Origin of the sequence: Mesorhizobium sp. M2E.F.Ca.ET.219.01.1.1 (assembly GCF_004016445.2) — a bacterium.
Lineage (GTDB): Bacteria > Pseudomonadota > Alphaproteobacteria > Rhizobiales > Rhizobiaceae > Mesorhizobium.
Genome location: NZ_SADT02000013.1, coordinates 24,804 through 45,634, shown reverse-complemented (window position 1 = coordinate 45,634; position 20,831 = coordinate 24,804). Strand labels below are relative to the sequence as shown.

Sequence of the window (20,831 nt, the reverse complement as noted above, 5' to 3'; positions counted from 1 at the left end):
GTAGGCCCTCATCGCCGAAAATCGTGATCGTCGGCGCCGGTCCCGCCGGCATAAGGGCAGCGGCAACGCTGGTCGCAGCCGGGCTCCATCCGGTGGTGATCGACGAAGGCCATTGCGCCGGTGGGCAGATCTATCGCCGCCCGCCGGACGGGTTCGTCCGCACGCCGGAACAGCTCTATGGGTCGGAGGCAGTGAAGGCGCAAGAACTGCATGCGCTCTTTGACCGGCTGACCGAAGAGCGGCAGCTCACTTATCAAGCACACAGCTCCGTCATTGCCGTGCATCAGGGGCGGCTGCATGTGCTGGGCGAGGGCGGGGTGCAGGTGATCAGCTACGACCGCCTGGTTCTTGCCACCGGCGCGTCCGATCGCATCGCTCCGATCCCGGGCTGGCAGAACGCCGGCGTCTACAGCCTCGGCGCGGCGCAGATCGCGCTCAAGGCGCAGGGCGTGGCGCTCGGACGGCGCATCGTTCTCATCGGATCTGGACCTCTGCTGACGCTGGTCGGCGCGCAACTCCTCAAGGCCGGAGCCGACGTGACGGCGGTGCTGGACACATCCTCGTGGCGCCGGCAGATGAGGGGATTCCCTGGACTCGCGGCCCGGCCGATCGTTGCGTTGCGCGGTCTGACCCTAAGGGCGCGGCTCGGTGGCCGCTATCATGCGGGCGTAACGGTGGAGCGCATCGAGGCGAACGCGTCGGGCGTCATTGCGATGCGCTGGCGCGATGCCGGCGGACGGCAGCGCATCACCCCATGCGACATGGTCGGCATGGGTTGGCACCTGCGGGCGGAGACGCATCTGGCCGATCTGGTCGGATGCGTCTTTGCCTATGACGAGCAGTGGCAACAATGGCTGCCGCAGACCGACGCGATGGGGCGGGCCGGCAACGGAGTCTACCTTGCAGGCGACGGGGCTCGTCTCATCGGCGCGGATGGGGCGGAGATCGCGGGGCGTCTCGCGGCCGTGGCATGCCTCAAGGATCTCGGGCATGCGGCATCTCCCGTCCAAGCTGACCTGCGCAAGCTGGCGCGACTCAAGCGTTTTGCCTGCGGCCTGGCTCGTGCCTTTCCCTGGCCGGCCGAGATGGTGCGAACAATGCCCGACGACGCGATCGTCTGCCGCTGCGAAAACATCACTGCCGCAGCCGTGCGCGAGGGTGCGGATTTCGGCGGCGGCGAGGCCAACAGGGTGAAGTCGCTTTCACGCGTCGGCATGGGGCGCTGCCAAGGGCGCTATTGCCACTTGGCGGCCGTCGAGCTCGTCGCCGCGCAATCCGGATGCGCGTCAAGGGATGTCGGTCGGTTTCGCGGGCAGGCGCCTGTCCGGCCGGCGCCCGTCGGCGCCTTTCTTCGGGAGGACTGATGCTAGAAGTCGGCGACCTTGCCCCAGGACGACGCGTCGAAGCGCCGTGGATCATAGGATGTCGGATCGACGATCGGCTTCGCCCCGGTCACCAGATCGGCGACGAGGTGCCCGGCGCCGGGGCCGATGCCGAAGCCGTGTCCCGAAAATCCGGCAGCCAGGAAAAAGCCTGGAACGGAATGGATCTCGCCTATGGCCGGCACGCCGTCCGGTGTGCTGTCGATATAGCCTGCCCAGGCAGCACTGATCCTGGTCTTTCTGAGGTCGGGCAGCAGCTCGAGCGCCCGGGCATGCGTCAGGCGGATCGTCGAATGATCCGGAGCCGGATCGAGGATGCGCATGCGCTCCATCGGCGTCGGCCGATCGAGCCGCCAGCGTTTCAGCGTTTCATGACCCGAGCGCACGCCTTGCAGCCCGCCGGGGCCGAGGCTTCGCCAGCGCTTCAGGAACATCGGCACGAACTGCGAGGAAAAGCGCAACTGCTGTGGTGTCACGTCGACGCGTCCGCGTCCGCTGATGGCGACCGTATAGCCGCCGTCGCCGCGACGCGTCGCCGAAATCCTTGCAGTGTGCAGGGCATCCGGCAGGCCCTCCGCGCCGGGCGAGACCGACAGGATGGAGGAGCGGACCGACGCCTGCGGGAAGCGGAAGCCGAACTGGTGGCAAAACGAAGAGGCCCAGGCGCCGCCGGCCATCACTGCGATCTTCGTGCGGATCATTCCGCTTTCCGTGACCACACCGCTCAAACGCCCGCCTTCGGTCTCGATGCCGCGTGCGGCGCAATTCTGATGCACGCTGCCGCCAAGCTTGAGGATGGCGCGGGCGACCGCGGGCGCCGCCCGCGATGGATCGGCGGTGCCGTCACTCGGCGAGAAGACGCCGCCCTTCCACGTCCGGCCGGTGGCGCGGCCTTGCTCGCTGGCCGCGGCGCTATCGAGCATATGCGTGGTGACGCCGGCGGTTCTGGCGAAGTCGCGCCAGCGCGCCCAGCCGGCCAGCTCCGCCTCGTCATTGCTGAGATAGAGCAGGCCGCAGCGGCGGAAGCCGGTGTCCTCGCCGGTCTCCGTCGCAAAGCGCTCCCACAGATCGAGGCTGTGGGTTGCCATCGGCAACTCGCGGGCGTCGCGGTTCTGCTGCCGGCACCATCCCCAGTTCCTCGAGGACTGCTCGGCGCCGATGCGTCCCTTTTCGACAAGCGCGACCTTCATGCCGCGCCGCGCCAGGTAGTAGGCCGCGAAGACGCCGACGATGCCGCCGCCAATGACCACCGCGTCCGCGGATTGCGGCAGTTCGCTGGATGTCTCGATTTGCTGCAGTGGCGCGCGCATGATCCTCTCTGCCTTTAAGCGCCAGTTTATCGCGTTGCGCAGGCAGCCGCTGCCGCAGTTGAGGCACAAGCAGAATTTTGTTCCGACAATCCCATTGAAATCGCGAGTCCCTGCGTTTCAAAGCGGTGTCGGCTCAGATGGACAGGCCGGCGGGCTATGGTAGTCTCGGCGGTCACCAGCATAGCAGCATTTTGTGCTGTAGCACTCTTCCTCGGAGACAGCTCATGAAACTGGATCGGATCGACATCAAGATTCTGCACGAACTGCAGAAGAACGGCCGCATCACCAATGTCGAACTGGCCGAGCTGGTGCATCTGTCGCCGAGCCCGTGCCTGATGCGGGTCAAGAAGCTGCAGTCCGAGGGCTACATCGAGGGTTATTCGGCGCAGGTCAATATCGGCAAGCTCGGCCAGACGCTGACCGTGTTCACCGAGATCACCTTGAAGAACCATCGCCAGGTCGACTTCGCACGCTTCCTCGCCGTCGTGGAAAAGATCGATCAGGTCATCGAATGCCACCTCGTCTCGGGCGGCTACGACTATCTGATGAAATTCGTCACCGCCGGTATCGGCGAGTACCAGTCGATCATGGAACGGCTGACCGACATGGACATCGGTATCGACAAGTATTTCAGCTTCGTGGTGCTGAAGTCGCCGATCGTCAAGGCGCACATGCCGCTGCCCAGCTTGTTCCCGATGTGAGACGCGGACGTCGTTTTCTAGGCATCCGCTACAAAGCAACTCCGGCCGGAAAGCCGTTACACGCGTTTTCCTGGAATTGCTCTAACGGTGGCCGTACTGGCTGACGAGCTCCGGATCGCGGACAAGGCCATCGAGCCAGGTCGGATCGAGTTTCGGCACCGACGAGAATAAAAGCTTGGAATAAGGGTGGGTGGCCGCTTTGACCTTGTCGGGCGTGATCTGCTCCACGCGCTGGCCGTTATACATCACCATGATCTCGTCGCAGATGGCCTCGACGACGGAAAGGTCGTGGCTGATGAATATGTAGGACAGACCCAGCTCGCGCTGCAGCTCCTTGAGCAATTCGATCACGGCCGACGCCACCACCGTGTCGAGCGCCGAGGTGATTTCATCACAGATGATCAGCTTCGGGTCGGCCGCCAGCGCGCGCGCGAAATTCACGCGCTGCTTCTGGCCGCCCGACAGCTCCGAGGGATGGCGATAGCGCAGCGTCTTGGGCAGGCGCACCATATCAAGCAACTCGTCGACGCGCTTGGAGCGTGCCTGCCGATCGAGCCCGTGATAGAAGACCAGCGGCCGGGCGATGATGTCCTCGACCGGTTTGGCCGGATTGAGCGCGGTATCGGCATACTGGAACACGATCTGCATCTCGCGCAGCTGGTCCTGGCTGCGTTTCCCGGCAGCCCGTTGCAACGGCTTGCCGTCGAAGACGATGTCGCCAGCCGCCGCCGAATGGATGCCGGCGATGACCCGCGCCAGTGTTGACTTTCCGCAGCCGGACTCGCCGATGACGCCGAGATTGCGGCCCTTCTCCACGACCAGGCTGACGGAATCGACGGCGCGGATCAGCGGCAGTCCGTCGTTCCGCACCGCACCGTAGCCGGCGGTCACATTGTCGATGCGCAGCAGCTGGTTGGTCGCGGCCTCCGCATTTGCGTTCGCTTGCCGCCGCTTCGGTTCGAAGGCGGCCAGCAGCTCGCGCGTATAGGGATGCTTGGCGGCTGAAAGGATTTCAGCCGTCGTGCCGGTCTCCTGCACTTCGCCGCCCTTCAGCACCACGATGCGATCGGCGATCTGGGCGACGACGGCGAGGTCGTGGGACACATAGACACCCGCAATCCCGCCCGCCCGCATCACCGACTTGAAGGCCTTCAGCACGTCGATCTGCGTCGTCACGTCGAGAGCCGTCGTCGGCTCGTCGAAGATGACCAGTTTGGGATCGCCGATGAGCGCCATGGCCGCCGCAAGCCGCTGCAATTGTCCGCCCGAAACCTGGTGCGGATAGCGGCCGCCAATCCGTTCCGGGTCCGGCAGCGACAAGGATCTGAACAACTCGACTGCCCGTTTGCGGGCCTGCTCGGGCGGCATCAGCCTGTGGATGCGCGTGACCTCGATCACCTGCTCCATGATGGTGGACGCGGGATTGAACGATGCGGCCGCACTTTGCGGCACATAGGCGATGTCGGTCCCGCGCAGCTTTGCCCTTTCCTTCTCGGAGAGCGCCGCCATGTTCTTGCCGTTGACGTTGATCTCGCCGCCGGTGATCTGGCATCCGGGCCGCGCGTGGCCCATGAGCGAGAGCGCCACTGTCGTCTTGCCGGAGCCGCTCTCGCCGATCAGCGCGATGATCTCGCCATCGGCGATATCGAGGCTGACGCCCTTGATGATTTCGACGACACGTCCGGCGTCCGTCGTCGCCTTGATCCTTAGGTTCCTGACCTCGACGAGATTGGTCATGCGTCACGGTCCCTGATCTTCTGCGGCAGGTTGTCGATCAGCAGGTTGACGCTGATGGTGAGGCTGGCGATCGCCAACGAGGGCACGACGACCGCTGGGGCCGCGAAGGGCAGGCCGCCGATGTTCTCACGCACCAGCGCGCCCCAGTCGGCCAAAGGCGGCTGCAAGCCGAGCCCGAGGAAGGACAGGCCTGAGAGCAGGAGCACGATGAAGACGAAACGCAGGCCGAAGTCGGCGAGCACCGGGCGAATGATGTTGGGCAGGATTTCGGACCCGATGAGATAGGCCGTGCTTTCGCCACGGACACGGGCGACGGTCATGAAATCCATAGTGTTGATGTTGACTGCGAGCGCCCGAGCGAAGCGGTAGGCGCCGGGGATGTAAATCACCGCGAGCGTCAGGATCAGCACAGGGATCGACGAGCCGACCGCAGCGACGACCACGAGGCCGAACAGCTTGCTTGGGATGGAGTTCATCGCGTCGAGGAAGCGGCTGAGGCAGGTGTCGAACCAGCCGCCGGTCACGGCCGCGAGCATGCCGAGCACGACACCCGAAAAGCAGGCGATGGAAACGGCGGCGAGCGATATGCCGACAGTGTAGCGTGCGCCCATCAGAACGCGCGAGAGCATATCGCGCCCAAGATAGTCCGAGCCAAGCCATAGCCCCTGGCGCATCGGGCCGAAATAATCGTCGTCGACGATGTCGCCGATCGGATGCGGAATGATGTAGGGCGCGAAGATCGCGACCAGTGTCCACGCCAGGATGACCAGCGAAGCCACGACGCCGACAAGGTTATAACTGTGGCCCAAGAAGGAGCGTCGGGAGGCTACTGCGCGCGCCATCGTTATCTCAGCCTCGGGTTGGACATGATGGCGACGATATCGGCGGCCGTGATGAGGAGGAGATATCCCAGGCAGAAGATCATCGCGCAGCTTTGGATCAGCGGCAGGTCGCGGGTGGCGACTGCATCGACCATCAGCTTGGCGATGCCGGGATAGTTGAAGATCGTCTCGACTATGATGACGCCGCCGACCAGATAGGACAAAGACAGCGCGACCGCGTTGACGATCGGTCCGAGCGCGTTGGGAAGCGCGTGCCGCAGGACCATGCGGCTGCGCGACGCGCCTTTGAGGAGCGCCATCTCGACATAGGGCGTGGACAGCGTCTCGATCACTGCGGCGCGGGTCATGCGGATCATCTGGGCGGAGATGACGAAGGTGAGCGTGATAACGGGCATCGCGTATATGCGCACCAAGTCGGTCAGCGAATGCGCCTCGTTGACCGAGGACAGCGCCGGCAGCCATTTGAGATAGACGGCGAAGAGCAGCACCGCCAGCGTCGCGACCATGAACTCCGGCACGGAGATGACGCCGATGGAAAGTACGGTGACGGCGCGGTCATAGAGGGAACCGCGCAGCATCGCGGCGCAGATGCCGAGCGTCAGCGCCAGCGGCACCGAGATGAGCGTAGTGACGCCGGCGAGCTTCATCGTGTTGACCAGGCGCCCGCCGATCAGCGCCGCCACGGGCATGTCGTTGGCATAGGAAGTGCCGAGGTCGCCATGGAGCAGCCCGAAAAGCCAGCGCAGGAAGCGCAGGATCGCCGGGTCGTTGAGATGCATGGCTTCGCGCAGGCCGGCGACAGCTTCAGGAGTCGCCGCCTGGCCGAGAAGGATCGACGCGGTATCGCCCGGCAGCATGCTGGTGGCGAAAAACACGGCGAACAACACGATCAGAAGCGTGACGACCGCGATCCCGAGCCGCTTGACCACGAGGTTGAGAACCCCAGATTTCATGGAAGCGCTCCCTGCGGTTGCGTTCGGTCAAACAATCCTGCGCAATGCAGTGCCGGGGCCGGCCGACCGGCCCCGGCGTGCGCCTCTCAGGCTTCGAGCCAGAGATATTCCGCCATTGCGTAGCCCATCATGCCACCGAGCGGGTTGGCTTCCAAACCCTTCACCTTGCTGGAGAGGGCATCGACGTTGGAAATATAGGCCGGGATGATGGTGCCGGCCTCTTCGGACACCATGGTCTGCATATCGCCGTAGATCTCCTTGCGTTTGGCCTGGTCGAGCGATCCGCGCGCCTCGACCAGCAGCTTGTCGAACTTCTCGGACTTGTACTGGCTCTCGTTCCAGGGCGCGTTGGAAGCGTAGAGGAGCGAGAACAGGATGTCCGGCGTCGGGCGCGGATTGATGTTGCCGAAATGGATCGGCGCCTTCAGCCAGTAATTGTCCCAGTAGCCGTCGGACGGAACGCGCTGTACGTCGAGCTTCATGCCGATGTCGGCGCCCGCGGCCTGGATGATCACTGCCATGTCGATCGACGAGGTGGCGGCTTCGGAGGCGATCACCGGGATGGACTGGCCGAGCAGGCCTGACTTCTGGAAGTGGAACTTCGCCTTGTCGGGGTCGAACGCCTTCGGCTTGAGGTCGGCGTTGTGGAAGATGTTGGCCGGCGAGACGGGCTGGTCGTTGCCGATTTCGCCGAGGCCACGCAGGGCCGATTTGACGATCTGCTCGCGGTTGACGAGATATTTCATGCCGGCGACGAAATCGGCCTTCTTGCCCGGTTCCATGTCGAGCCGGATGTTGAGGTCGGTGTAGTTGCCCGCGGTCGTCTTGGAGAGTTCAAAGCCCTGCTGGCCGCTGATGAGCTTCATCGCACGCGGGTTGATCGAGGCTGCGAAATTGATGTCGCCGGAAAGCAGCGCATTGACCCGCGCGCTGTCGTCGCTGATGGCGATGAACTCGAAGGAGTCGAGATAGGGCTTGCCCGATTTCCAGTAGTTCTTGTTCTTGGTGACCACCGAACGCACGCCAGGCTCGAAGGTCTCGAGCACGAAGGCGCCGGTGCCGTTGCCTTTTGAGAAATCAGTCGTGCCGTCCTGGACGATCATGAAATGATGCAGCGCCAGTATGGTCGGCAGGTCTGCATTCGGGTCGGCAAGCGCGATTTCCACGGTCGACTTGTCTACCGCCTTGAAGCCGGTCATCTGTGCGGCGATCTTGGCCACCTTGGAGCCGACCGCTTTGTCCAGATGACGCTTCAGCGAGAAGACCACGTCGTCGGCGGTGAGGTCCTTGCCGTCATGGAAGGTCACGCCCTTGCGCAGCTTCACGGTCCAGGTCTTGGCGTCCTTGCTGTCGAAGCTCTCAGCCAGCTCCATCTGCGTCTTGCCATCCTTGTCGAGGAAGGTCAGGCGGTTGTAGAGCGAGCAGCAGCGCACATAGTCGGTAGAGAGGGACGCCTTCGCGGGGTCGAGCGTGTCGGCGGTCGAGGACGACCAGCCGGCCGCCTTGAACGTTCCGCCGGAGACAGGCGTGGCAGCGACGGCCTGCGTGGCGCGGCCAAGCACAACGCCGCCCGCGGCAATCGCGGCGCCGCCGGCCAGCAGCATCTTGAGAAGTTCGCGGCGGCTCGCGCCTCGCCGGATGGCGTTCTCGACCACGGCATCGTCTGCGCTGGTCCAGTTGGTGATCTTGTCGGTCATGTTCATTCCCCTTTCTGTTGGTTTGATCGGTATGCTCGTCTTGCTGCGGCTTTCCGGGCTTGTGTTCAGGTTCGCTCCTTCAGGCTCTCGCGCACGGCAGCGGCAAGGGCGGCCATCGAGGTAAAGTGGTAGTCCGGCACGGTGAAGCGCTCGGGCTCGATCGTGCCGCCATAGCCCTTCTGGGCGTGCCGGCGCTCGATCCAGCAACTGGTCATGCCGAGCGCCCGGGACACGCCGATGTCGTGGTACTGGCTCTGCGCGACATGCAGGATGTCGTCCTTGCTGTCGCCCCGACCCGCTACGAAATCGAAGACCTTTTGGAAGAAGGCTGGGTCGGGTTTTTCCGTACCAGTGTCGTCGGCGGTGAAGGTGGCGAAGAAGGGCGATCCGAGTTGCTTCTCGAAATGGTCAAGCGCCCAGCGCCGGGCATTGGTCATGGCGATCAGCTTGTGCGACTTGGCAAGCTCGGCCAAGGCCGCCGCGCTGTCGGGAAAGCCTTTCCAGACGGCCGCTGAATCCCGTAGGCGGACACCGTATTTCTCCTCGGCCGGCAGGCCGAGCCGCGGAGCGATGACCATGTAGACGCGCACGAGATCGTCCGGGAACAACCCGACGCCGGGCATGTAACGGGCCTGCCGATAGAGCGCCAGCGCTTCCTCTCCGTCGATGGCGACGCCGGCCTCGGCGGCAATGCCGGCCAGGCAGGCCGTGATACCGCCTTCGAAGTCGATCACCGTGCCGACCACATCGAAGGTCATGTATTTGAATTCGCTTAAGGCCTTGGCCAAGAACTAGCTCTCCTCTGCGGCCGAACCGTGCTGAACAGAACAAAATTGCGTGCTGTCCGGGACGTCGCCTTTTTCAAGAAGCCGGTAGATTCCGGCTTTCTGGCCTTGTCTTAACGGTAGTCTGGCACTTCCCCCGCGTTGGATTCGCCGAAAAGGCGCGGGGCTTCGGCACAAAATTGCGAAATCGTCCGCCCCGGCGATATTTCGCGACGCGAAAAATCCGCCGCCCTTCATGCGAGAGCCTTACGAACATCCGGATCGGCCAGCGTCTGGTCGAGCGTGAGGCGCGTGCGCTCGATGATCGCATCGACGTCGCTGTCGGTGCAGCAGAGCGGCGGCGCATAGCCGAGAACCCCATGGGCGAAGGCACGGATGATCAGGCCGTTGTCCCAGGCTCGGTCGAAGACCCGACGCGCCGGCATCGCCGAGGCGGGAAGCGGCGTCTTCATCTGCTTGTCGGTCACCAGCTCGACCGCCGCAAGCATGCCGCGACCGCGCACGTCGCCGACCAGAGGATGGTCGCTCAGGCCGGCCAATCCAGCCATCAGGCGGGCGCCGGCCTTGATGCCGTTCTCCAGAAGGCCGTCCTCATAGAGCTTCAGCACCTCCAGCGCGACGGCAGCGCTGACGGGATGGGCCGAATAGGTGTAGCCATGGCCGACCGCCGCGTTGCCCGCGCCATCGGCGATGACCTGGTAGACATGGTCGGCCATGAACACGGCGCCCATCGGCACATAGCCCGAGGTCAGGCCTTTCGCCGTCGTCATGAAATCGGGAACGATGTCCTCCTCCGTGCAGGCGAACAGCGGCCCGGTGCGGCCGAAGCCGGTGATCACCTCGTCGGCGATGAACAGGATGCCGTATTCGCGGCAGAGCTCGCGGATCGCCTTGATCCACCCCTTCGGCGGCACGATGACGCCACCCGAGCCCTGGATCGGCTCGGCGTAGAAGGCGGCGACCCGTTCCGGTCCGATCGCCTCGATCTTCGCCTTCAGCGCGGCGAGCGACGCGGCAATGATCGCATCGCCGTTTTCGCCGACCGGGTTACGGTAGGGATAGGGCGACGGGATCTTGTGCTGCCATTCGAAGGGAATGCCGAAGCCGGCGTGGAAGGCGGGCAGGGCCGTCAGGCCGGCGCCAACCACCGACGACCCGTGATAGCCCTGCTCGATCGAAATGAACTGGTCGCGTTGCGGCTCGCCCCTCGCATTCCAGTAGTAGCGGACGAAACGGATCGTGCTGTCGACCGCGTCCGATCCGCCGAGCGTGAAATAGACGTGGTTGAGATCGCCCGGCGCGCGCTCGGCCAGTTCCGAAGCGAGCCGGATCGCCGGCTCCGAGCCGAGATCGAAATAGGCGGTGGCATAGGGAAGTTCGCGCATCTGCCGGGCCGCCGCCTCGACGATGCTGTCGTGACCGTAGCCGGCGTTGACGCACCACAGCCCGGCGAAACCGTCGACGAGTTGCTTGCCGGATGCGTCGCTCACAGTCGCGCCCTTCGCCGACTTCAGCACGCGCACTCCGAGCGCCTCGTGGCCGCGATAAGAGGAGACCGGATGGATGAGATGGGCACGGTCGAGTTCGATCAGCGAATTGGCGAGCATTGTTTTTCTCCGAACTAGCCGAGCGCCTGGTTGGCGAGGGCGTAAACTTTTGGCCGGGCCTTTTCCGCGTCCGTCCTGGACGGACGGTCCATGGTCACGCCGCCGCCGACATGGGCGAGGCCGATTTCCGTGAGCCAATCGGCGAGGCCTGTCCTGCTGTCGGTGTCGACGCGCAGGAAGGCGCCGGCGCGCGACGCGGCGAAGAAGCTGATCAAGGCCCTGGTGTCGTCGACATTTCCGGCGATGACCGGGCCGATCACCTCGCCGCGTCCGAACGGACGGATGGCGGCATAGGCCTCGATGGCGCCGTTGCGGCGGATGACGGCGAACTGGCCGCGCTCCGCCAGCGCGTCGATCAGAGCTTCGCGGTCGGCGCCATAGGCGTCGCGGTCCAGCGCCTTGATGTCAGGGAGATCGTCAGGACCGGCTGCTTCCACGCCATCGGGCGCGCAAAGCTCCGCAACCTTGCCCTGATGCTGCAGGACCCTGCCGGAGGGCACAAAGCCCAGCTTCTGATAGAGAGGCATGCCGTCCGCCGTCGCGACAAGCCGCAACGGCCGGTCCTCGGCAAGGGCGAAGGCTTGTTCCATCAGCCGGCGCCCGAGCCCTTTGCCGCGCGCGTTCCTGTCGACGATCACCATGTTGATCATGGCGCAATCCATGCCGTAGGGCGTCACCAGGATGGTTCCGGCGACCCGGCCCCGGTCGTCGAGCGCGACCGCGCCGCTCGAAAGCTGCAGCGCCATCTGCCAGTCCTGCTTGCGATGCGGCCAGTTCTCCTGGCGAGAAAGCGCCACCGCGCCCTCGATATGGTCCGGCCCGAAATCCCGGAGTTCGATCTCGCCTTGCTGCATGAGGCATCCTTCCGTCTGCCTGCAAGTCTCGCCCATCGGCGCGCCGCAGATCGTCTGAAGGTTTCGGCTTCGGCGGTATCATTCGCCGTTACGCGGGGCGTGCGCCGCATCTTCTGCTGGCGGCGTCCCAGGCGGATGCGCTTGACCTTCGTGGAATGACGCGCTTCTCGACAGGCAAGATGCTACAGCGTGCCAAACAAGACCCCGGATACGGAACTTTCTGCTTTCGCGGAGCCGATTTCGGTCAAGTGGCTCGTCGCCTGCCCGCATATTATGAAGTCAAATCCCAACGCGGATACGCTTCCACCGGAGATCGACGGACATGGCTTCTTTCAGGCCCAAATACATCACCTTCGACTGCTATGGCACGTTGACCTTTTTCCAGATGGCGGAAGCGGCACGCGATCTTTACGGCAGCCGGCTCGACGAGTCGCGCATGCAGGAGTTCATCAAGAACTTCGCGGCCTATCGGCTGGACGAGATCCTGGGCGATTGGAAGCCCTACGCCGACGTCGTACACAATGCGCTCGAGCGCGCCTGCAAGCGCAACGGCGTCGCCTTCAGCGCTGATGACTCTAAAATGGTCTATGAGCGTGTCCCGACCTGGGGGCCGCATGCCGACGTTCCGGCAGGCCTTGCCAAGGTCGCCAAGGAAATTCCGCTGGTGATCCTCTCCAACGCTATGAACGCGCAAATCATGTCCAATGTCGAAAAGCTCGGCGCGCCGTTCCACGCCGTCTACACAGCCGAGCAGGCGCAGGCTTATAAGCCGCGCTTCAAGGCCTTCGAATACATGCTCGACATGCTGGGCTGCGGCCCGGAAGACATCCTTCACTGCTCGTCTTCGTTCCGCTACGACCTGATGTCGGCGCATGATCTCGGCATCAAGAACAAGGTCTGGGTCAACCGCGCCCACGAGCCGGCCAACCCCTATTACGGTTACACCGAGATCGCCGATGTTTCCGGTCTCCCGGGCGTGGTCGGGCTTTGAGACAGGCGGATTGCCGATGAAGCTGGTCTCCTACTGGCACGATACCGCCCCGGTCTTTTCCGGCGGGGCGCAGGGCCCGGTCGAGGGGCACTATGATGCCGCCATCATCGGCGGCGGCTTCACCGGCCTCGCCGCCGCGCGCCAGCTGGCGAAGGCCGGCGCCAAGGTGGTCGTGGTGGAAGCGGAACGGGTCGGCTGGGGCGCGTCCGGCCGCAATGGCGGGCATCTGAACAACGGTCTCGCCCACAGCTATCTTTCGGCCAAGGCGGAACTCGGCAAGGAACGCGCAATCGCGCTCTACCGGGCGCTGGACGATGCCGTCGACACCATCGAGGCGCTGATTGCGGAGGAGGGCATCGACTGCAATTTCCGCCGTGCCGGCAAGCTCAAGCTCGCTTCCAAGCCGCAGCATTTTGAGGCGATCGCCCGCAACTTCGAAGCCATCCATGTCGAGGTCGATCCCGATACGGCGCTGCTGTCGGCTGACGACCTCAAATCGGAGATCGGCTCGCCCTTCCATGGCGCGATGCTGTCGAAGAAGAGCGCGATGATGCATATGGGCCGCTATGTGGCCGGCCTCGCCGCGGCCGCCGTTCGACACGGCGCGATCATCCACGAGAACACCAGGGTGACCGACCGCAGGCAAGCCGGCGCCAGGCATGAGCTGACGACGTCCCGCGGCAAGATCAGCGCCGACAATGTGCTGGTGGCGACCGGCGCCTACACGACATCGAATTTCAGCTATTTCCGCCGCAGGCTCATCTCGGTCGGCAGCTTCATCATCGCCACGCGGCCGCTGAGCGACGCCGAGATCGCCGCCACCATGCCAGGCAACCGGACCTGCGTGACCTCGATGAACATCGGCAACTACTTTCGCCTCGCGCCCGACAAGCGTTTGATCTTCGGCGGCCGCGCGCACTTCTCGGCGACGTCGGACCAGCGCTCCGACGCCAAGAGCGGGCAGATATTGCGGGCAAGCCTCGCGGCGATTTTTCCGCAACTTGCCAAGGTCGAGATCGACTATTGCTGGGGCGGGCTGGTCGATATGACCAAGGACCGTTTTCCGCGCGCCGGATATAATAGCGGTGTCTGGTACGCGATGGGCTATTCCGGCCACGGCGCGCAGCTTTCCACTCATCTCGGTATGATACTGGCCGATGCCATGCTCGGCCGCGAGGACCGCAATCCGCTGAAAGGGCTCGAGTGGCCTTCCATTCCCGGCTATTCCGGCAAGCCCTGGTTCCTGCCGATGGTCGGCCTCTACTACAAAGCGCTTGACCGGATTCAGTAAGATCCGGTCCGGAACTGGCCGGGCTTCAGCCCAGCCCGCCCATGTGGAAGCTTTTCATCTCGAGATATTCCTCGATGCCGGCCTGCGCGCCCTCGCGCCCGAGGCCGGACTGCTTCACGCCGCCAAATGGAGCCACTTCCATCGACACCGAGCCGGTGTTCAAGCCCACCATGCCGAACTCCAGCGCCTCGCCGACGCGCCAGGCGCGTTTCAAATTCTCGGTGTAGAAGTAGGAGGCAAGTCCATACGGTGTGCCATTGGCCAGAGCGATCGCCTCCTCTTCCGTTTCGAAACGGAAGAGCGGCGCTACCGGGCCGAAGGTCTCCTCGCCGGCGAGCTGCATTTCCCTCGTGGCGCCGGTCAGCACCAGCGGCGCAACATATTGCGTCCCCTTGGGCAATGCCGGCTTCTCGGTGATGATCTCCGCACCCTTGGCGAGCGCGTCCTCGACATGGCGGTTGATTTTCTCGACCGCCGCCATGTTGATCATCGGCCCGATGGCGACGCCAGGCTGCGTGCCCGGCCCCACGGTCATCGCGTTGACGCGCGCGCTAAGCTTCTCCGCGAAGGCGTCATGGACACCGGCCTGGACGATGATGCGGTTGGCGCACACGCAGGTCTGGCCGCCATTGCGGAATTTTGAGATGAGCGCGCCCTCCACGGCGAGATCGAGATCGGCGTCGTCGAAGACGATGAAGGGTGCATTGCCGCCGAGCTCGAGGCTGAGCCGCTTCACGCTGTCGGCCGCCCCGCGCATCAGCAGCGAACCGACCCGCGTCGAGCCGGTGAAGGAGATCTTGCGCACCGTCTCGTTGGCCATGATCTCGTTGCCGATCCCGGCCGGCATGCCGGTGACGATGTTGATGACGCCGGCCGGGATGCCGGCGCGTTCGGCGAGCACGCCCAGCGCCAGGGCTGAATAGGGCGTGAACTCGGAAGGCTTGATTACCACCGTGCAGCCGGCGGCCAGTGCCGGCGCGACCTTGCGGGTGATCATCGCGTTGGGAAAATTCCACGGCGTGATGATGCCGCAGACGCCGACAGGCTCTTTCAGCACGATGATGCGCCGGTCTTGCGTGGGCGAGGGGATGGTATGGCCGTTGATGCGGCGTGCTTCTTCCGCGAACCATTTGACGAAGGAGGCGCCGTAGCGGATCTCACCTTTGGCCTCGTCCAGCGGCTTGCCCTGTTCCGTGGTCAGGATCAGTGCCAGATCGTCCAGATTCGCAAGCATCAGACCATGCCAGGCTTCCAGCAGCGCCGCGCGCTCGGCGTTGGTCTTCTTCCTCCAGTCCCGATAGGCGGAGGCCGCGGCATCGATGGCAGCGCGGGTCTCCGCACCGGCCATGTCGGGCACCGTGCCGATCGCGGCCTGCGTCGCCGGATCGATGACGTCGACCGTCTTGCCGGAGCCGGCAGCTACCCATTCACCGCCGATCAGGCCGGCTTCGCGGAAGAGGCTTTTGTCCTTCAGGTTTTTCATCGGAAACGACCTTGCATTCAGCTGAGCGCCGCGACGACGGCGGCTGTGATGGCGTCGGTTCTGTCCTTGCCGGCGCTGGTTCCGATGCCGCGCGCGGTCGTCGCTTCGAGCGCCATCATGATGCGGTCGGCGGCGGCCTTTTCACCGAGATGATCGAGCATTATGGCGCCAGACCAGATGGTGGCGATCGGATTAGCGATGCCGAGATGAGCGATGTCGGGCGCCGAGCCGTGCACCGGCTCGAACATCGACGGCGCCGAGCGGTCGGGGTTGATGTTGGCGGATGCTGCATAGCCGAGCCCGCCCTGGATCGCCGCGCCGATGTCGGTCAGGATGTCTCCGAACAGATTGGAAGCCACGACCACGTCGAGGCTGTCCGGCGCCATGATCATGCGCGCGGCGAGCGCGTCGACATGATAGCTGGTGACTGTGACGTCAGGATACTCCGCCGCCAGCTTTCGCGTGATCTCGTCCCAGAACACCATTGAGTACTTCTGGGCGTTGGACTTTGTGACGGAGGCCAATTTGCTGCGCCGTGCCCGCGCCTGCTCGAAACTGAAGCGAAGGATGCGCTCGACGCCAGCGCGGGTGAAGATCGAGGTCTCCACTGCGACCTCGTCCTGCGTGCCCTGGTGCACGCGCCCGCCGGCGCCCGAATATTCGCCTTCGGTGTTTTCGCGGATGCACAAGATATCGAAGCTCTCGGCGCGCAGCGGACCCGTCACGCCCGGCAGCAGACGATGCGGCCTTATGTTGGCGTATTGCACGAACGCCTTACGGATCGGCAGCAAAAGACCGTGCAGCGAAACGGAATCGGACACTTCCGCCGGCCAGCCGACGGCGCCGAGCAGGATGGCGTCGAAGCCGCGCAAGGTCTCGATGGCGTCTTCCGGCATCATGCGGCCGGTTTCCTTGTAGAATTTGCAGGACCAGGGGAACTCGGTTGCCGTTAGGGCAAAGCCCGCGTGTTTGGCCGCGGCCTCCAGCACAGACCAGGCAGCGGTGATCACGTCGCGGCCGATGCCGTCACCGGGGATAAGAGCGATCGAATAAGATTTCATCGGCATCTCTCTGGAGGCTGATCAGGACGCTCTTGGTCCTGCGATTGGCGAGATAGGCCTCGCGGCCAAGGTCCTTGCCGATGCCCGAGCGCTTGTAGCCGCCGGTCGGCAGGATGTGGTCGCGTGAACGACTGTAGCGATTGACCCAGACGGTTCCCGCTTCGAGCTTGCGCGCGAGGCGAATCGTGCGGGACAGGTCGGTCGTGAACAGGCCGGAAGCCAGCCCGTAGGTCGGATGGCTGGACAGCGCCAGCGCCTCGTCCTCGGTCTCGAAGGTCTGGATCGTCAGGACCGGGCCGAAGATTTCCTCGACGATCGCCGGATTGGCCTGGTCGACATTGGCGATCAGCGTCGGCTCGTAGAAATATCCAGGAGCTTCCATGGCCCCGCCACCGGTCAGGCATTCGCCACCGGCTGCGACCGCGGCTTGCACGATACTGTTGACACGCGCCCGCTGCCGCTCCGAAATGATCGGCGAGTACTGCGTCGCCTGGTCCCAGGTCGGGCCAGGTCGCACCGTTTTCATTCGTTCCGCGATGGCTGCCGTAAGCCGGCCGGCAATGCTCTTCTCGACGATAAGGCGCGTGCCGGCCACGCAGGCCTGGCCCGCATTGAAGGTAACGCTGCCGGCGATAGCCGCCGCCGCCTTGTCGAGATCGGCATCGGCAAAGACGAGCTGGGGACTTTTGCCGCCAAGCTCGAGCGTCATCGGCTTGACGCCGGTGCGAGCGACGTTTTCCATGATCGCCGAGCCGGCGCGGGTCGAGCCGGTGAAGCTGACCTTGGCGATCTCGGGATGACCGGTCAGCGCCGTGCCGGTCGTCGGACCGTCGCCTAGCACCACATTGATCAGCCCGGCCGGCAGGCCGGCCCTGATGGCGAGTTGCGCCAGATAGACGGCCGAGAACGGCGTCATCTCGGAAGGTTTCAACACGACCGCGTTGCCTGCGGCCAGCGCCGGGCCGAGTTTCCATCCGGCCATCGAGATCGGAAAATTCCAGGGCGTGATCGCGCCGACCACGCCATAGGGCTCGCTCATGATCATGCCGAGACTGGTGTCGTCGGTCGGCGCCAACTCGCTGCCTTCCTTGTCGGCGAATTCGGCGAAGAAGCGGATCTGCTCGGCGGTGACGGCGATGTCGCCGGCGACGAGCTGGCCGACGGGCCGGGTCGAGCTCAGCGCCTCGATCCTGGCGAGTGTTTCGGCTTTGGCCTCGATCAGGTCGGCCCAGGCCTGCAGCGCCCTGGTGCGCTCGCGCGGCCGGACGCCGCCCCAGTTGCTGGCCTTCAGCGCCGTCTTGGCGCTGTCCACCGCACGCTCGACCAAGTCAGGGCCGGCCACGGGGCAGTCAGCATAGGATTTGCCGTCCGACGGGCGACGTATCTCGATCCCACCCTCGCCCGGGATCAGTTGCCCGCCAATGAAATGGCCGGCGGGGAGAGGAATTGTATCGGGATCGAAGCTCAGGCTCATCGAAACCACTCTGCGGCATCGACCTAAGCCTAGCGCCTGGCGGCACGCAGCATGCGCTGTTCGGCGTTCCGCCACCGACGAATGTTGCGCGCCAGGCGTAAGAGACGGCAAAATCTTCCGCGCGGGGACGTGTGTCGCGAGCCTCGCTATCCGACGGTCACGTAGATCTTGCGCACCGTCTCGATGGTCTTCCAGACGCCCGTGAAACCCGGCTTCATCACGAAGCTGTCGCCGGCCCGGTAGGTCACCGCCTCGCCGGCATCAGGCGTGATCTCAACCACGCCGGAGAGAATGTAGCAGAACTCGAAGGTTTCGCCCTTGATCGAACGCGTCTCGCCCGGGGTCGCCTCCCAGACGCCGGTATGGACGAGATCGTCCTTGGCGACATCCTGCACCCAGGTCTTGAAGGCGGGGTCGCCGGCAATCAGCCGCTCGGGCAGCGCCTTGGATTGGCGCGGTGAAAAGCTCGGGTTGGTGTCGACGGATTTGAGCAGGGACAAAGGATGGCCTTTCGGTTGGAGCTTGACTTTGATGCATGTCGATCTCCCAGAACCGCTGCACACTTGTGGGCGACATGCATTAATAACCGCGCGACCGGTCGACGAGCCCGATCGGGTCGAGACCGGCGCGATGGCGTCTGATGTTGTCGATGACGGCGCGCGCGGCGGTCGCGGGCTGGGTGACGCTCGCGACATGCGGGGTCAGGATGATCTTCGGATGCGACCAGAATGGATGGCCCGCGGGCAGCGGCTCGGGATCGGTGACGTCGATCATCGCCGCCGAAAGCTGGCCGCTGTCGAGCGCGGCGACTAGCGCTCCATGATCGAGCTGCGGCCCCCGGCCGGTGTGGATCAGTGCTGCGCCTTCAGGCAGTTTCGCAAACAGCCCGGTATTGAGGAACCCGCGCGTCTCCTCGGTCAGCGGCAGCAGGCAGATCAGTATGTCGCTGGCCGCGAGCATCGCCTCCAGTCCGGCCTCGCCATGATGGCAGGCCACGCCCTCGATGTGTCGCGGTGAGCGGCTCCACCCCGCAAGCGGGAAGCCGAAAGGCTTCAGGCGGTCGAGGACGGCCTGGCCGAGCTGCCCAAGGCCCAGCACGCCGATCCTACGCGACCCGGCCTGAAACTGCGTGATGTCACGCCATTCCCCCGCGTGCTGCTGCGCCAGATAGGCGGGCAAGTTGCGGTGGAGTGCCAGCACGCCGAGCGTCACATATTCCTGCATCATGCGTACGATACCTTCCTCGATCATGCGCACGACCTTCACCGTCGCGGGCACCGCATCGAAGCGGAACTGATCGACGCCTGCGCCGAGTGAAAACAGCATTTCGAGGTTGCGGAAGCGGGCGAGGTTTTCCGGCACCACCCACGTGATGAGATAGCGCACCGCATCGGGATCGACCGTCGCGGCGTCGATGACGAAGGGAAGATCTGGCAATTCCTTCGCGAAGGCCTTGGCGAAGATAGCGCCGCGCTGCGCATCGGAGTTGAACAGGAAGGTCATTCGGTTTCCCTTCAGGCCGCGCAACGCGCGCCCAGCGCCTCGATCATCCGCCGGCAGGCGGCGAGTTCGCTGGCGAGGATATATTCGTCCGGTTTGTGGGCACGACCGATGTCGCCGGGGCCGCAGATGATCGCATCGAAACCGGCAGCCTGATAAAGCCCGGCCTCGGTGCCGTAGCTGACAGCGGCCAAAGGCGTTTCGCCGGTCAGTTCGCCCAGCAGTGCCGCCAATGGCGCGCCCTGCGGCAGCGACAGCGCCGGATAGGCGCTGACCGGCGTCCACTCGACAATATAGCCCCGCGCGGCAAGAGCCTGGGCCTGCTCCTTGATGGGCGCGAGCAAACCGGCGGGGTCGACGCCCGGTATGGCGCGCGCCTCGAGATCCAGTGTGCAGGTATCGGGGATGATGTTGACCGACTGCCCGCCGGCGACCACGCCCGCCTGCAGCGAGGAATAGGCTGGTTCGAAGGCCGGGTCGAGCGAACCGTGTGTCAGCCGCCCGGCTTCGCTTACGGCCGCGCTGAGCACCTCGGCTATGGCATGGATGGCGTTCAGCCCAAGATCGGGCCGCGAGGAATGGCCCGAGCGTCCCTTGACAATCACGCGGGCGGCCGCCTTGCCCTTGTGGCCGCGCACGGCGCGCATGCTGCTCGGTTCCCCCACGATGACGCCGAGCGGCTTGGCGCAAAGTTCCGGAAGCCGGGCGATCAGATGCGGCACGCCGCGGCACCCGATCTCCTCGTCATAGGAAAAGGCCAGATGGACCGGCTTGGCGAGGCGCAGGCCCGCCAACGTGGACACGGCCGCGAGCGCGGCCGCCAGAAATCCCTTCATGTCCGTCGTACCGCGTCCATAGAGCCGTTCGCCCTCTCGGCGTAGCGCGAAAGGAGACGAGCTCCATTGCGGCTCGGCGGCGGGAACGACGTCCATGTGGCCTGACAGAACATAGCCCGGAACATCGGCCGGGCCGATTGTCGCGAAAAGATTGGAGCGGTCGCCTTCCGGCCCCGGGAGCAGGGTGACGCGCGCTCCGTTTTCGGCGAGATAGGCCTCGATCCAGTCCGCAATGTCGCCGTTCGACTTGCCGGCGACTGACGGAAAGGCGACGAGACGGTCGAGGATGTCGAAGACGTCCATTCCAGCCCCTCAAGGCATTTTCGG

General features: G+C 64.6%; 18 protein-coding genes. 4 read left to right on the top strand and 14 right to left on the bottom strand.

Going from position 1 to position 20,831, the window contains the following annotated elements; genetic code table 11:
* The first annotated feature begins 23 nt into the window (after positions 1 to 23).
* Positions 24 to 1,364: an FAD/NAD(P)-binding oxidoreductase gene (locus EN862_RS34270; protein WP_245519815.1), complete on the top strand. Its 1,341-nt coding sequence runs from the start codon at positions 24 to 26 to the stop codon at positions 1,362 to 1,364.
* A gap of 2 nt (positions 1,365 to 1,366) precedes the next feature.
* On the opposite strand, the gene EN862_RS34265 is transcribed toward EN862_RS34270, so the two are convergent.
* Positions 1,367 to 2,692 (bottom strand): FAD-binding oxidoreductase, encoded by a 1,326-nt coding sequence (locus EN862_RS34265; protein ID WP_127868867.1) that lies wholly within the window; start codon positions 2,690 to 2,692, stop codon positions 1,367 to 1,369.
* Positions 2,693 to 2,916: 224 nt separating this feature from the next.
* On the opposite strand from EN862_RS34265, the gene EN862_RS34260 reads away from it, so the two are divergent.
* Positions 2,917 to 3,393 (top strand): Lrp/AsnC family transcriptional regulator, encoded by a 477-nt coding sequence (locus EN862_RS34260; protein WP_095819213.1) that lies wholly within the window; start codon positions 2,917 to 2,919, stop codon positions 3,391 to 3,393.
* An 81-nt stretch (positions 3,394 to 3,474) separates the two neighbouring features.
* On the opposite strand, the gene EN862_RS34255 is transcribed toward EN862_RS34260, so the two are convergent.
* The 7 genes from EN862_RS34255 to EN862_RS34225 all read right to left on the bottom strand — a co-directional run bounded on the left by EN862_RS34255 (position 3,475) and on the right by EN862_RS34225 (position 11,868).
* Positions 3,475 to 5,130, bottom strand: a complete 1,656-nt coding sequence (locus EN862_RS34255; RefSeq protein WP_127868866.1) for an ABC transporter ATP-binding protein — start codon at positions 5,128 to 5,130, stop codon at positions 3,475 to 3,477.
* The gene (locus tag EN862_RS34250) at positions 5,127 to 5,972 is read right to left on the bottom strand and encodes an ABC transporter permease (protein ID WP_127868865.1); all 846 of its coding nucleotides are present in this window, start codon (positions 5,970 to 5,972) and stop codon (positions 5,127 to 5,129) included. The genes EN862_RS34255 and EN862_RS34250 overlap by 4 nt, the downstream gene beginning before the upstream one ends.
* Before the next feature lie 2 nt (positions 5,973 to 5,974).
* Positions 5,975 to 6,925 (bottom strand): ABC transporter permease, encoded by a 951-nt coding sequence (locus EN862_RS34245; protein WP_127868864.1) that lies wholly within the window; start codon positions 6,923 to 6,925, stop codon positions 5,975 to 5,977.
* Between the two features lie 86 nt (positions 6,926 to 7,011).
* Entirely contained in the window at positions 7,012 to 8,622 is a 1,611-nt protein-coding gene (locus EN862_RS34240; protein ID WP_127868863.1) for an ABC transporter substrate-binding protein, read from the bottom strand.
* Positions 8,623 to 8,687: 65 nt separating this feature from the next.
* Positions 8,688 to 9,410 carry an HAD-IA family hydrolase gene (locus EN862_RS34235; protein WP_127868862.1) on the bottom strand — a complete coding sequence of 241 codons (723 nt, stop codon included), beginning with the start codon at positions 9,408 to 9,410 and terminating at the stop codon, positions 8,688 to 8,690.
* Positions 9,411 to 9,640: 230 nt separating this feature from the next.
* Positions 9,641 to 11,014 (bottom strand): aspartate aminotransferase family protein, encoded by a 1,374-nt coding sequence (locus EN862_RS34230; RefSeq protein ID WP_127868861.1) that lies wholly within the window; start codon positions 11,012 to 11,014, stop codon positions 9,641 to 9,643.
* 14 nt (positions 11,015 to 11,028) lie between these two features.
* Positions 11,029 to 11,868 (bottom strand): GNAT family N-acetyltransferase, encoded by an 840-nt coding sequence (locus EN862_RS34225; protein WP_127868860.1) that lies wholly within the window; start codon positions 11,866 to 11,868, stop codon positions 11,029 to 11,031.
* Between the two features lie 322 nt (positions 11,869 to 12,190).
* Here EN862_RS34225 and EN862_RS34220 point away from each other — a divergent pair, with 322 nt between their 5' ends.
* Complete coding sequence (locus tag EN862_RS34220; protein WP_127868859.1) at positions 12,191 to 12,859, top strand: haloacid dehalogenase type II; 669 nt, start codon at positions 12,191 to 12,193, stop codon at positions 12,857 to 12,859.
* A 16-nt stretch (positions 12,860 to 12,875) separates the two neighbouring features.
* Entirely contained in the window at positions 12,876 to 14,150 is a 1,275-nt protein-coding gene (locus EN862_RS34215; RefSeq protein WP_127868858.1) for an FAD-binding oxidoreductase, read from the top strand.
* Positions 14,151 to 14,175: 25 nt separating this feature from the next.
* On the opposite strand, the gene EN862_RS34210 is transcribed toward EN862_RS34215, so the two are convergent.
* The 6 genes from EN862_RS34210 to argE form a co-directional block, all read right to left on the bottom strand.
* Positions 14,176 to 15,633, bottom strand: coding sequence for an NAD-dependent succinate-semialdehyde dehydrogenase (locus EN862_RS34210; protein ID WP_127868857.1), 1,458 nt, complete (start codon positions 15,631 to 15,633; stop codon positions 14,176 to 14,178).
* Positions 15,634 to 15,650: 17 nt separating this feature from the next.
* Entirely contained in the window at positions 15,651 to 16,694 is a 1,044-nt protein-coding gene (locus tag EN862_RS34205) for a tartrate dehydrogenase (protein ID WP_127868856.1), read from the bottom strand.
* Positions 16,660 to 18,168 (bottom strand): aldehyde dehydrogenase family protein, encoded by a 1,509-nt coding sequence (locus EN862_RS34200; RefSeq protein WP_127868855.1) that lies wholly within the window; start codon positions 18,166 to 18,168, stop codon positions 16,660 to 16,662. Before EN862_RS34200 ends, EN862_RS34205 begins: the two co-directional genes overlap by 35 nt.
* A gap of 146 nt (positions 18,169 to 18,314) precedes the next feature.
* Positions 18,315 to 18,668 carry a cupin domain-containing protein gene (locus EN862_RS34195; protein ID WP_127868854.1) on the bottom strand — a complete coding sequence of 118 codons (354 nt, stop codon included), beginning with the start codon at positions 18,666 to 18,668 and terminating at the stop codon, positions 18,315 to 18,317.
* 79 nt (positions 18,669 to 18,747) lie between these two features.
* Positions 18,748 to 19,671, bottom strand: coding sequence for a glyoxylate/hydroxypyruvate reductase A (locus EN862_RS34190; protein WP_127868853.1), 924 nt, complete (start codon positions 19,669 to 19,671; stop codon positions 18,748 to 18,750).
* Positions 19,672 to 19,682: 11 nt separating this feature from the next.
* Positions 19,683 to 20,807 carry an acetylornithine deacetylase gene (gene argE, locus EN862_RS34185; RefSeq protein ID WP_127868852.1) on the bottom strand — a complete coding sequence of 375 codons (1,125 nt, stop codon included), beginning with the start codon at positions 20,805 to 20,807 and terminating at the stop codon, positions 19,683 to 19,685.
* Positions 20,808 to 20,831: the final 24 nt, after the last annotated feature.

Bases quoted from the DNA above. Each gene is read 5' to 3' on its own strand.
- EN862_RS34265 (WP_127868867.1), bottom strand. From the start codon at position 2,692: ATGCGCGCGCCACTGCAGCAAATCGAGACATCCAGCGAACTGCCGCAA.
- EN862_RS34260 (WP_095819213.1), top strand. From the start codon at position 2,917: ATGAAACTGGATCGGATCGACATCAAGATTCTGCACGAACTGCAGAAG.
- EN862_RS34255 (WP_127868866.1), bottom strand. From the start codon at position 5,130: ATGACCAATCTCGTCGAGGTCAGGAACCTAAGGATCAAGGCGACGACG.
- EN862_RS34250 (WP_127868865.1), bottom strand. From the start codon at position 5,972: ATGGCGCGCGCAGTAGCCTCCCGACGCTCCTTCTTGGGCCACAGTTAT.
- EN862_RS34245 (WP_127868864.1), bottom strand. From the start codon at position 6,925: ATGAAATCTGGGGTTCTCAACCTCGTGGTCAAGCGGCTCGGGATCGCG.
- EN862_RS34240 (WP_127868863.1), bottom strand. From the start codon at position 8,622: ATGACCGACAAGATCACCAACTGGACCAGCGCAGACGATGCCGTGGTC.
- EN862_RS34230 (WP_127868861.1), bottom strand. From the start codon at position 11,014: ATGCTCGCCAATTCGCTGATCGAACTCGACCGTGCCCATCTCATCCAT.
- EN862_RS34225 (WP_127868860.1), bottom strand. From the start codon at position 11,868: ATGCAGCAAGGCGAGATCGAACTCCGGGATTTCGGGCCGGACCATATC.
- EN862_RS34220 (WP_127868859.1), top strand. From the start codon at position 12,191: ATGGCTTCTTTCAGGCCCAAATACATCACCTTCGACTGCTATGGCACG.
- EN862_RS34215 (WP_127868858.1), top strand. From the start codon at position 12,876: ATGAAGCTGGTCTCCTACTGGCACGATACCGCCCCGGTCTTTTCCGGC.
- EN862_RS34210 (WP_127868857.1), bottom strand. From the start codon at position 15,633: ATGAAAAACCTGAAGGACAAAAGCCTCTTCCGCGAAGCCGGCCTGATC.
- EN862_RS34205 (WP_127868856.1), bottom strand. From the start codon at position 16,694: ATGAAATCTTATTCGATCGCTCTTATCCCCGGTGACGGCATCGGCCGC.
- EN862_RS34200 (WP_127868855.1), bottom strand. From the start codon at position 18,168: ATGAGCCTGAGCTTCGATCCCGATACAATTCCTCTCCCCGCCGGCCAT.
- EN862_RS34190 (WP_127868853.1), bottom strand. From the start codon at position 19,671: ATGACCTTCCTGTTCAACTCCGATGCGCAGCGCGGCGCTATCTTCGCC.
- argE (WP_127868852.1), bottom strand. From the start codon at position 20,807: ATGGACGTCTTCGACATCCTCGACCGTCTCGTCGCCTTTCCGTCAGTC.